Origin of the sequence: Micromonospora sp. NPDC050795 (assembly GCF_044456785.1) — a bacterium.
Classification (GTDB): domain Bacteria; phylum Actinomycetota; class Actinomycetes; order Mycobacteriales; family Micromonosporaceae; genus Micromonospora.
In genome coordinates, this window is record NZ_JBITGE010000067.1 from 1 (window position 1) to 9,514 (window position 9,514).

The 9,514-nt window shown below is 66.1% G+C and carries 15 protein-coding genes; 10 read left to right on the forward strand and 5 right to left on the reverse strand.

Translation table 11 applies throughout. The annotated features are described in order from the left end of the window. The first annotated feature begins 327 nt into the window (after positions 1-327). The 9 genes from ACIBEF_RS31620 to amaP all read left to right on the forward strand — a co-directional run bounded on the left by ACIBEF_RS31620 (position 328) and on the right by amaP (position 4,745). Positions 328-1,071, forward strand: coding sequence for a GAF and ANTAR domain-containing protein (locus ACIBEF_RS31620; RefSeq protein WP_396797065.1), 744 nt, complete (start codon positions 328-330; stop codon positions 1,069-1,071). Between the two features lie 325 nt (positions 1,072-1,396). Further along, positions 1,397-1,873, forward strand: a complete 477-nt coding sequence (locus ACIBEF_RS31625) for an Hsp20/alpha crystallin family protein (RefSeq protein WP_396797066.1) — start codon at positions 1,397-1,399, stop codon at positions 1,871-1,873. Between the two features lie 75 nt (positions 1,874-1,948). Further along, positions 1,949-2,161, forward strand: a complete 213-nt coding sequence (locus tag ACIBEF_RS31630) for a hypothetical protein (RefSeq protein WP_396797067.1) — start codon at positions 1,949-1,951, stop codon at positions 2,159-2,161. Between the two features lie 16 nt (positions 2,162-2,177). Next, positions 2,178-2,660, forward strand: coding sequence for an Asp23/Gls24 family envelope stress response protein (locus tag ACIBEF_RS31635; protein ID WP_396797068.1), 483 nt, complete (start codon positions 2,178-2,180; stop codon positions 2,658-2,660). Beyond that, positions 2,657-2,992, forward strand: a complete 336-nt coding sequence (locus ACIBEF_RS31640; protein WP_396797070.1) for a hypothetical protein — start codon at positions 2,657-2,659, stop codon at positions 2,990-2,992. Before ACIBEF_RS31635 ends, ACIBEF_RS31640 begins: the two co-directional genes overlap by 4 nt. 28 nt (positions 2,993-3,020) lie before the next feature. Continuing rightward, positions 3,021-3,203, forward strand: a complete 183-nt coding sequence (locus ACIBEF_RS31645; RefSeq protein ID WP_396797072.1) for a hypothetical protein — start codon at positions 3,021-3,023, stop codon at positions 3,201-3,203. Next, complete coding sequence (locus ACIBEF_RS31650) at positions 3,200-3,637, forward strand: Asp23/Gls24 family envelope stress response protein (RefSeq protein WP_396797073.1); 438 nt, start codon at positions 3,200-3,202, stop codon at positions 3,635-3,637. Before ACIBEF_RS31645 ends, ACIBEF_RS31650 begins: the two co-directional genes overlap by 4 nt. Further along, positions 3,634-4,170, forward strand: coding sequence for a DUF6286 domain-containing protein (locus tag ACIBEF_RS31655; protein WP_396797075.1), 537 nt, complete (start codon positions 3,634-3,636; stop codon positions 4,168-4,170). Before ACIBEF_RS31650 ends, ACIBEF_RS31655 begins: the two co-directional genes overlap by 4 nt. Continuing rightward, positions 4,170-4,745: an alkaline shock response membrane anchor protein AmaP gene (gene amaP, locus ACIBEF_RS31660; RefSeq protein WP_396797077.1), complete on the forward strand. Its 576-nt coding sequence runs from the start codon at positions 4,170-4,172 to the stop codon at positions 4,743-4,745. Before ACIBEF_RS31655 ends, amaP begins: the two co-directional genes overlap by 1 nt. A gap of 167 nt (positions 4,746-4,912) precedes the next feature. On the opposite strand, the gene ACIBEF_RS31665 is transcribed toward amaP, so the two are convergent. The 5 genes from ACIBEF_RS31665 to ACIBEF_RS31685 all read right to left on the reverse strand — a co-directional run bounded on the left by ACIBEF_RS31665 (position 4,913) and on the right by ACIBEF_RS31685 (position 8,663). Further along, on the reverse strand, positions 4,913-6,097 hold the full coding sequence (locus ACIBEF_RS31665; protein WP_396797078.1) for a low temperature requirement protein A: 1,185 nt from the start codon (positions 6,095-6,097) through the stop codon (positions 4,913-4,915). A gap of 284 nt (positions 6,098-6,381) precedes the next feature. Next, entirely contained in the window at positions 6,382-6,711 is a 330-nt protein-coding gene (locus ACIBEF_RS31670; protein WP_396797080.1) for a hypothetical protein, read from the reverse strand. A 124-nt stretch (positions 6,712-6,835) separates the two neighbouring features. After that, positions 6,836-7,345 (reverse strand): hypothetical protein, encoded by a 510-nt coding sequence (locus ACIBEF_RS31675; RefSeq protein ID WP_396797082.1) that lies wholly within the window; start codon positions 7,343-7,345, stop codon positions 6,836-6,838. After that, complete coding sequence (locus ACIBEF_RS31680) at positions 7,254-7,916, reverse strand: DUF433 domain-containing protein (protein WP_396797083.1); 663 nt, start codon at positions 7,914-7,916, stop codon at positions 7,254-7,256. Before ACIBEF_RS31680 ends, ACIBEF_RS31675 begins: the two co-directional genes overlap by 92 nt. A gap of 255 nt (positions 7,917-8,171) precedes the next feature. Further along, positions 8,172-8,663 (reverse strand): hypothetical protein, encoded by a 492-nt coding sequence (locus ACIBEF_RS31685; protein ID WP_396797085.1) that lies wholly within the window; start codon positions 8,661-8,663, stop codon positions 8,172-8,174. A 565-nt stretch (positions 8,664-9,228) separates the two neighbouring features. On the opposite strand from ACIBEF_RS31685, the gene ACIBEF_RS31690 reads away from it, so the two are divergent. Continuing rightward, entirely contained in the window at positions 9,229-9,393 is a 165-nt protein-coding gene (locus ACIBEF_RS31690) for a hypothetical protein (RefSeq protein ID WP_396797086.1), read from the forward strand. Positions 9,394-9,514 lie beyond the last annotated feature (121 nt).

Genomic DNA, 9,514 nt, shown 5'->3' on the forward strand with positions numbered 1-9,514 from the left:
GCCACCCATTTCCAGGCCACCCTCGACCTGGTCGAAACCCTTGACTGGCTACGCGCCGTCCCCGACCACCAAGATCTACGAGACAGAACCTAGGGGTGCCGCTGACGGTGGCGCTCGTCCGGCTACGCGCCTTCGCCTACGCCCACGATCGGCGCCTGCGGGACGTCGCGGGCGACGTGGTCGCCCGACGACTTCGCTTTGACCCCGAACCTACGGAGAGCGGCCCGTGACGAGCACGAAGACGGTGGAGTCGATCACGGGCCGTCCGCGCTCCTGCGGTGTCGCCGAGGATCGGGCTGGGCTATGGTCTGACCGAAGGTGGGTGACATGAGCGAGAGCCAGTTGACGGACGTCCTCGTGGAGATGGCCGACACGCTCGTCGACGATTTCGATGTGCTCGACTTCCTGCATGTCCTCACCAAACGGTGCGTCGAGTTACTGGGCGTCTCCGCGGCGGGGCTGCTGCTGACCGATCAGCAGGGCGCGCTTCAGGTGGTGGCCGCCTCCTCCGAGCGCACCAGACTGCTGGAGCTGTTCCAGCTGCAGACTGACCAGGGCCCCTGTCTTGATTGCTTCCGCACCGGCGGGCCCGTGTCGGTGGCTGACCTGCCAACTGCGGACCGGTGGCCGATATTCGCCGCTGCTGCAGCCGAGGTTGGCTTCGCTGCCGTTCACGCCATGCCCATGCGCCTGCGCTCTGAGGTGATCGGGGCGCTGAACCTGTTCGACGTCCACCCGCGCACCCTCGACAAGAGCCAGCTGCGTATCGGCAAGGCACTCGCCGACGTGGCCACCATCGGGCTGCTCCAGCAACGCGCCATCCACCGCGGTGCGATCCTCACCGAGCAACTCCAGACCGCGCTCAACAGCCGCGTGCTGATCGAACAGGCAAAGGGCGTCCTCGCCGAACGTCTCCAGGTCGATGTGGATGAGGCGTTCGCCCTAATGCGCAGCGGCGCTCGCAACCACAACCGAAGGTTGTCGGATTTCGCCCAGGCAATCGTCGACGGCTCGGAGGAGATTTCCCCGACGATGGTCGCCGACCGGCCCGGGGTGCCGACACCACGATAAAAGGCTATCGCTCGCGTCGCGGTTTGACGTGGTAGGGCGTAGGATGAGGTTGTCGCTCAGGTCCCCGGTGGCAAACAGCCCAGAGCCGTAGAGTGCCCCTGATTCTGCTAGCAGCAGGGGCGTCCACCGATTCGACCCCTGATCACGCAATGTGCAGCCCTGTTCGCCACGGCATGGCAGCGCCCTGCCCAATGGGTACCGCATTGCGCATTGATCCTGGCGGTCTACGCGCCGGTCAACCATCGAGAGTCCGCGCAGACCTCTACTTCGGCTGGGCTCACCGTCTTAATCACCGAGTGGTGTCTCTTAAGGACGTGAGTCAGCGATGCTGCTTCGATTCGACCCATTCCACGACCTCAACCAGCTGGCCGGCGAAATCCTCGGGTCACGGCGGGTCCCGCGGACGATGCCGATGGACTGCTACCGCCACGGTGACGCGCTCTACCTACATTTCGAGCTACCGGGCATCGACGTGGAAACTCTCGAAGTCACCCAGGAAGGCAACACCCTGACCGTGCGGGCTGTCCGCGACGCCACCGCACCCGAGGACGCCACTTTCCTGATCGACGAGCGCCCCGGCACGTCCTACGCCCGTCAACTCATCGTCGGTGACGGCCTAAGCCTCGACGCGATCGCGGCGAACTACCAGGATGGCGTACTCACGTTGACCATCCCCGTCGCTGAGCAGGCACAGCCGCGCCGCATCGACGTGGGCACAGGCAAGGACACCACCCGCGACCACCACGAGGCGAACGACCGGCCAGGCACCAGACCCGTCCGGCTGGTCCGGACCGCGGGCTGACACGTTCCACCCTCCACCCCACCTGCCGGAGACCGCCGATCAGCGGCGTCTGTTTCACGGCAAATAATAGGAAAGATGGGTGTGATGGTTGATATCGCCGATCAACAGCTAATCGCCTTTACCTACGATGGCCGTCCCCTGGGCATCATGATCCCCGCGGACCCGACAACGCCAGTGACTGCACGGCAATCGCACGCTCGCCACGCTTCCTCCGGCGAGCAACCCAATGCCACTACGGCGATCGACGCCCCACCCACCCCGCAGGCGTTCAAGAGCGCCTCATCATGAAGGAGTACGTGTTCTGATGACAACGACACTGACCAACAACGAGCAAGCCACACCGACAGCGTCAGCAAACAGCACGGTCGCTCCGCCGCGGTCGCGGCAGAGCCGACTAAACACCGCCGAGGGCAAGATCACCGTCGCCGAGAACGTCGTCCAGAAGATCGCCGGGATCGCTTGCCGCGAGGTGTCCGGGGTAAATGCGATGGGCAGCGGCAGCACTCGCGCGTTTGGCACGCTCCGTGAGCGAATCCCGGGCAGTAACGGCCCGAACGTCGCCCAAGGCGTCGGCGTCGAGGTCGGCGAGACCGAGGCAGCGATCGATCTGGACATCGTCGTCGAGTACGGCATCAGCATCGCCGAACTCGGCCGCAGTATCCAGCGCAACGTCAAGACCGCGATCGAGCGGATGACCGGCCTGAACGTGGTAGAGGTCAACATCAGCGTGGACGACGTACACATGCCCGAAGCACCCGAGGACCGTACCGAGTCCCGCGTCGCATGACCGTCACCGTCCTGGCCGGGGGGCCGTTCACCGCGATCGTCGACGGGGTCAACGTCGACCTCGTAGCCGCCGCAGTGCGCGGCTGCCCGGCCGTGGCGGATCTGATGGCCGGAGCACCTTCCGGCGCGGCCACCTATCTCCCCGGCCGGCGGATCGACGGGATCACCGTCACCGCCGGCACGGTACGGATACAGGTCCGCAGCCGCTGGCAACCGGCCACTGAACTCGCCGAGCAGATCCGCCGCGCAGTTGGCGCGGTGGCACCGCTGCACCGCGTCGATGTGATCGTCGCCGACATCGAAGACCCACCGCCGATCCGGATCACCCGATGACGGCACAGACTGGGAGAGAGAGAACGCCATGAACCGCATGTTCCTGGGGACCATCGTCGGCCTGGCGCTGGGCTTCGCCCTTGCCTTCGGCGGCTTCGGACAGATGCTCATCGTCGCCCTGTTCGGCGGTCTCGGCCTCGCGGTCGCCCGGGTCCTCTCCGGCGACCTCGACCTCAGCGGCTACCTGCAGGGCCGGCGGAGCCCTCGATGACCCTGACCGCCGAACTGGACCGTGTCAGCGGCAGTCTGCCCCTGGCCAGTGGTGCCGAACTCGGACAGCTCACTATTGCCGACCGGGTTGTCGAGAAGATCGCCGCACAGGCCGTCCTCGAGATCCCCGACGCGGGCGGCGCCGCACCGCGGGTGTTCGGCCACGCGATGCCCGGCGCCGGACACCTCGGCATCCGCCGCACCGGCCTGCGTCAGGTACCGAAGGCCGCCGCGGACGTCGACGGCCGGACCGTCTACCTGGACCTGGCCATCAGTACCCGGTGGCCCGCTTCCATCGTCCACGTCAGCACCCAGGTACGCGAGCATGTCCAGAACCGGGTGCAGGACCTGACCGGTCTGACCGTCGCCGAGATCCGGATCAGCGTCACCGGACTGATCACCGGGTCGAACCCCACCGATCGTGATCGGCCGTGAGAGTCCTCAACCGCCTGCTGGCACTGCTCCTCGCTGTCGGCGTTGTTCTGGCCGCGACCGTCGGTGTGATCGAGGTGATCGCGCAACGCGCCCACCACCGCCCAGTGCTTCTCAACTGGCCCGGCGTCTACGACTGGGCTGCCCGCACCTCCTGGGGCGCGGCGCCTGTCCTGCTACTCAGCGTCGGTCTGGTGGCAGTCGGGCTGCTGCTGCTTATCGCGCAGCTCACACCACGACGTCCGGCCCGGCTGCCGATCGCCGCCGTCAACGTGGCCACCGACGCCGCGATCACCCGCCGCGGCCTCGCGCACACCCTGCGCCGGACCGTCACCGGCATCGACGGCGTCAGCCACGCCCACGTCACCGTCCGGCGACACCGCGCCCGCGTCAGCGCTACCACCCGCGCCACCGGCGACTCCGATACGAGCTCGCTGCGGGCAACCCTGACCGAAGCTGCCCGACAACAGCTCGACGCCCTGCACCTGAGCCGCCCGCCGACACTGTCGGTCCGGGTCACCACCCGGGAGCGCTGATGCACGCCGACCGCACCACCCGCGCCCTGCTCAGTCTCCTCGGGCTGGCACTGCTGGCCGCCGGCACCGCGGGGATCCTGGCCGGCACCGACGTCCTCGGCAACCATCTCGCCGGCCGGCACCTGACCGACAACCCGATCGCCCGGTACCTCGGCGACAACAGCGTCTGGCTCTGGCCGGTAGCCGCTGTCGTCGGCCTGGCGGTGGCCATACTCGCCCTGCGCTGGCTCATCGCCGTCCTGACCCCACGTTCGCGCGCTGGCGACATCGTCATCGCCTCCGGCTCATCCGCCGGCCGCACGTCGCTGGACGCCAACGCCCTCACCGACGCTGTCACCACCGAGATCAATTCCTACAGAGGCGTCGACACCAGTCGCGCGAAGGTCTTTGGGAGCCCGACTGACCCCCGACTCACGATCTCGGTGCGCACCGAGGACTCCGCGAACATCGCCGCTGTACGTGACCGTATCGAGGGCGACGCCCTCGCTCACGTTCGCCAGGCCCTCGAACGGCCAGACCTGCCTATCATCCTCACCATCACCATCGGGGATCGACAGTCCAACCGAGTCATCTGAACTCCGGACTGGACGAGACCCCGACCCCGGTCGTTGTGTCGCCGTGCTGCCACCCCAAAACGGGAGCCAGCAATCGACGGCACGTCACGCGGTCATACGCCGGCTCCCGGCGATAGAGACCCTCGGCTCGGTCACCACGGCTTGCGGCCAAGCTGGGTTGGGCGGGTTCAGAGCCGCGGGGGCAAGGATTGATCGCCCACCTCCCGGCCACCGCGCAGTAGGTCGAACCCGACGACCCCTGCGAGCACGACGGCGGCTGCTGCAGCGGGCACCAGTACGGGTTGCCCGACCAGGGGCGGGCCGATGGCGATGAGCACGCCTAGCCCGATCAGCCGAGGCGTGGACACGCGGGTGAACACGTGCCGTCCGAGTAGTGCGTGTCCGGCGAGGAAGAGCGCCGGTCCGCTCAGGATGATGACCAGCCAGGACGCCGGGGCCGCTGCGGTCGCGTGCGTGATCGTCATCTCGTCGGAGACGGTGATGGCGACGATGCCGGCCACCATGAGCAGATGGGCGAAGGCGGATTCCCTGTTTCGAGAGCCCGGCTCGTGCGGATGGGAGAAGGCCGTGCCGAGCTTTTCCCTGGTGCGGTAGAAGTAGGTGAAGTAGAGCAGCACGGTGGTACCGAAAGCCACCGTGAACGCCATACCTCGGTGGAGGCTGAATTCGCTGGCGTGGAATGTTCGCCCGGTGGTGATGACCGTCTCACCGAGCGCGATGATGATGAACTGCCGGTAGCGCTCGGCGAGATGTTCGCTGGCCAGATTCCACTCTGAGGGGGTCGTGCGACCGAGCTTCGGCGTCGGCCATCCGGAGAGCGCGGCCAGGTAGTCGATTGCGATGGCCAGGCTCCATAGCGCCACCCGGGCTGTCTCATCGACCAGTGCGCCGGCGAGCCAGGGCACCGCCGAGATCACGAACCAGGGAACTGCGCGCAGCGGTCGACGGCCGAGTGGATCCCGGCGCAGAGCGATGGCGAGCAGGGAACTGCGGCCCAGGTTGATCGCGACGTATGCGATCGCGAAGAGTAGTCCGCGCTGTTCGAACGCCTCCGGGATGGTCGTGGAGATTAGTAGGCCACCGAACATGGTGGCGATTACCAGCAACTGGATATGGATGAGCCGTGAGTCCAAAGTGTCGGTCACCAGGTTGGTGTACGACCAGACCCACCACACTGCCAACAGCAGGATCAGTGTCTGGTAAGCGCCGGTCCAGTCCAGCTGGTTGAATAGGGTCTGAGAGAGCCGGAAAAGGATGAAGATGTAAATCACATCGAAGAACAATTCGACGTAGGTGGCCTGCTTCGGCTGGTCAAGATCGCGGACCAGCCCGGGGCGCTTCTCCGTCTTCATTCCAACCCGTTTCTTCACCCGTCCGGACTACCGGCTCCCGGAAGAGTCATACCACGGGCAGGTCAGACCGACGGGCGATTCGTTCATCGCCGCAGATGCTCCGACGACCTGAGCTAACCCCGTTTTCATGGAGGTTCGTAATCATGGTCTGATGGCCGTGGGAGGAAGTTTCTGTGGCGGCACCGAAGAAGTACCCCGATGAGTTGCGTCAGCGCTGTGCGTATGCTCCGCGAGTCGATCCCGAAGCCCGTGATCCGGCGGTTGGCTGAGCAGCTTGGTGTGCATCACGAGGCGGTGGAGGCGGCTCGCTGTCTGAGTGCGTCGAGGACGTCGACGCGTGCGGCCGGTACCTGCACGTCGAGGCGCAGTGCGCCTGTGACGCGGGTGATGGTGTAGGTGAAGAACGAGCAGCAGGAGCTTTCCCGGTCAGTCAGGTCCCGGGCGGTCGTCTCGGCTGCCGGGTCAAGGCGCCACCGCAGGTGGGTGGGGGACAGCCGTTGCTGCTCTAACAGGGCGGTGGCGAACAGGTCGTCGAATTCGGCCCGCCGCAGTGGCCGTTGCACGCTCGGCAAGGTGCACGCCTCGGGTGCCCACGTCTGGTCATCGGTGGTCATACCGATGACGGTAAGCCTGTACCCGGGTACCGGATGCAAGCCCAACGGTTGGCCGGCTCGCAACTTGGCGCACTGCCGGTCGACAGGAAGGCGGGCATGTCGTCGTCGCCTTACTTGATAACGGTTAGGTTCTCAAGGGGCGGCGGCGGATCTCGGCTAGGCGCTGTTCGTAGCTCATCACGCTGTCTCGTCTGAGCCAGTAGACGTTTGGCTGGCGGGCCGACGCCAGTGTGCAGATCCGGGCCAGGTTCAGCCGCACCAGCTCGATGATGTGCGCGCGTGCCGCGTCGCCGGGGAACAGGAACATGTGCACCTTGGCCTTGAGGAACGCTTGTAACTCCAGTTCCCGCTTGAGGATGTACTGGTCGCGGCCGAACACGACCCAGCCCCTTTCGCCGATCACCGGCAGCCAGTCCTCGTCTCTGACGCCCTGCTCCAGGCGTTCCCGGGTGAAGACGGAGGCGGGGCTGTGCACCTGGTAGCCGAGGTCGGTGATGCACCGGCGCAATGACCGGCCGTGCATGTTCTCGTCGATGTAAAACTCAGGCGGCGCGGCCCAGGAGGACGCGTGCGGCGGCTCGGGCGTCGTGGATGTCGATTCCGAACTCGTCCGCGACTGTTTCAGCGCTCTCACCCGCCTTCATCATGCCGGCGACATCCGCCACCCGGGTTCCCGTGGCGGCAAAGATCGGCTGCCCGAACGAGCGCCGCATGTTGACGATCACCTTGGCTGGCTGCCAGTTGGACAGCGTCAGCTGCTCGGGGATCCCTTCGCTGTCGAAGGCGATGTACTCCATGTGATCGGCCACAATCTCCTTGATCACATGTTGGTTGGTGCCACCGACGATCAGGCCCTCCCCGGGGCGGGTTTTGCTGAAGTCCCACAGCACGTCGATGCCGTCAGTGGCCAGCTCGGGTGCGATCAGGACGTACTCACGGCCGAACTGCCGCTGGAGTTCCGTCAGGGCTGGGCGGATCTTCTGCGGACGCACGCCGGCGTTCCGCAGTGCCTCCAGCACGTGTGCCTCGGCTAGAGCGATGAACGTGACCGGCAGGACGTCTGGATGACCATCGGTGACGTGCAACAGCGGACCGCCGCGCTGGTAGCCGCGCGCCCACCGGTGGAAAGTCTGTTGCGGAACCCGGAGATGACGCCCGGCTTGGGCGAGATTGAGAATTCCTTCCGTAAAGCGGACATCGCCCATTTCTCCCCCTTTCCCTGCGTCATGGATTCGCCCTCCGCAGCATTGCACAAGTGGCGTAGGGAGCGCACCAACGTGGGGGTGAGGCGCTCGTGGCGACGCTTGCCGATGCTCTGGGCGGTAGCGGGCCGAGTGTCGCCTGGGGTAAGCCCGCGGACGAGCGTGCGTCGATCAACGTTTGGCAGGCGACCGGTCTTCTTCGGCCGCGCAGGGAGGGGCATTGCGCGAGGGCGGGGGGTCCTCGGGGTTGAGCCGGCCTTACGTGCCAGCGGCGATGTCAACGGCGAGGGCGAGGAGGGCTGTGATTGTTTGGAGGATGGCGAGGGCCAACGCACACAAGGCGATCCGGGCTTCAAGCGTCATGCGCTTGCCAGGCGTCTCAGCTACCACTGGTAGCGCGACGCTGTGAGCAGCTGCCTGCGCCGGGTACAGCGGCAGGGGCGCGAACGACGGCGGGACGATGTGCAACCGGTAGAGCCACGGATCGAGCCAGCTAGCCGCACCCAGGTGGCGAACCCATGCCACCAACTTCTGCCGCTTGTGTTTCCGGCAGCCGACGAGAATCATGCCGTCCTTCGTGCACGGCTTCCTGGTGGTCTTGGTCAGGACGAGGCACTTGGCTTCGATCCTGAAGCCGAAGTAGTAGCACACGTACAGAAAGAGACCCGCCGAGCAGAACAGGATGCAGACGACGTTCTCCCAGAAGGTGGGCTGCGCGACGGGCTCCGAGTTCGCTGCCAGGAGAAGCACGACACTGCAATCTACACCAGGCAACCAACTAGGTTCGGACCGTGACCGTCCGCGCGGGTGATCGGCCAGGGCGGGCCGTGATTCCTCGGTCCGGGCGGGTCGCACCTCAGGCCGCGAGGGCCTCCAGTTGCTGTGACACCACCACAGTCCACGCCCGGGACCGGTGCCCTTCCGAGCACCGTAGCGCCGTTGTAGACCGGTTCTTTCCGACCGGACTTTGATACACCGATTTGGAACCACATCTTGGTCGATGCGAGCTGGTACGCCAGTAGACCTACGGCGTCGTTGCGGCGCTAGGGGAACGACAGGTACACGAAGGCAAGGGTATGACCGTCGAGGGCACCGACCCCGAGGCCATCGCCGCGTCCCTCGCCCACTTCGCTGGCGAGCTCGGCTTCCCGGACGGCGGAGTGTAGGCAAGGAGCAACTTGTGCAAAGCCACCAGTGGGTCGGGTAGGCCTGCGGTTGTCCCGTCATGACACGCCTTACCCAAGTAGTTGAGCAACTCGTCCGTCCGCTGGTCCCTGAGGCCTTGCCCGCCAGCCCAAGCCCATTCCCGGTGCCGATGCCCGCGCTACCTGCCCGGGTCGTCCCGTCGGCACCCACCGGCCCCTCCGAGTTGCTGCTGTGGATGGCTCTTCCCGCACGCTGCGGCCGGGTGACCGCGCAGCACCTCCTACGTGCACTCAACTGGGACCCGGAGCACCGCCTGGGTCTGCTGCACCGATAGGTGACATCTGAGATGGCTTGCCCTGATGGCGGGCTGGAAGGATGTTGCTGTGCCCAAGCCTTACCCTCGTGAGTTCCGTGATGATGTTGTCCGGGTGGCCCGTGACCGTGATCCGGGTGTG

Coding starts and splice junctions, on each gene's coding strand:
- ACIBEF_RS31620 (WP_396797065.1), top strand. CDS start 328: ATGAGCGAGAGCCAGTTGACGGACGTCCTCGTGGAGATGGCCGACACG.
- ACIBEF_RS31625 (WP_396797066.1), top strand. CDS start 1,397: ATGCTGCTTCGATTCGACCCATTCCACGACCTCAACCAGCTGGCCGGC.
- ACIBEF_RS31630 (WP_396797067.1), top strand. CDS start 1,949: ATGGGTGTGATGGTTGATATCGCCGATCAACAGCTAATCGCCTTTACC.
- ACIBEF_RS31635 (WP_396797068.1), top strand. CDS start 2,178: ATGACAACGACACTGACCAACAACGAGCAAGCCACACCGACAGCGTCA.
- ACIBEF_RS31640 (WP_396797070.1), top strand. CDS start 2,657: ATGACCGTCACCGTCCTGGCCGGGGGGCCGTTCACCGCGATCGTCGAC.
- ACIBEF_RS31645 (WP_396797072.1), top strand. CDS start 3,021: ATGAACCGCATGTTCCTGGGGACCATCGTCGGCCTGGCGCTGGGCTTC.
- ACIBEF_RS31650 (WP_396797073.1), top strand. CDS start 3,200: ATGACCCTGACCGCCGAACTGGACCGTGTCAGCGGCAGTCTGCCCCTG.
- amaP (WP_396797077.1), top strand. CDS start 4,170: ATGCACGCCGACCGCACCACCCGCGCCCTGCTCAGTCTCCTCGGGCTG.
- ACIBEF_RS31665 (WP_396797078.1), bottom strand. CDS start 6,097: ATGAAGACGGAGAAGCGCCCCGGGCTGGTCCGCGATCTTGACCAGCCG.
- ACIBEF_RS31670 (WP_396797080.1), bottom strand. CDS start 6,711: ATGACCACCGATGACCAGACGTGGGCACCCGAGGCGTGCACCTTGCCG.
- ACIBEF_RS31680 (WP_396797083.1), bottom strand. CDS start 7,916: ATGGGCGATGTCCGCTTTACGGAAGGAATTCTCAATCTCGCCCAAGCC.
- ACIBEF_RS31690 (WP_396797086.1), top strand. CDS start 9,229: ATGCCCGCGCTACCTGCCCGGGTCGTCCCGTCGGCACCCACCGGCCCC.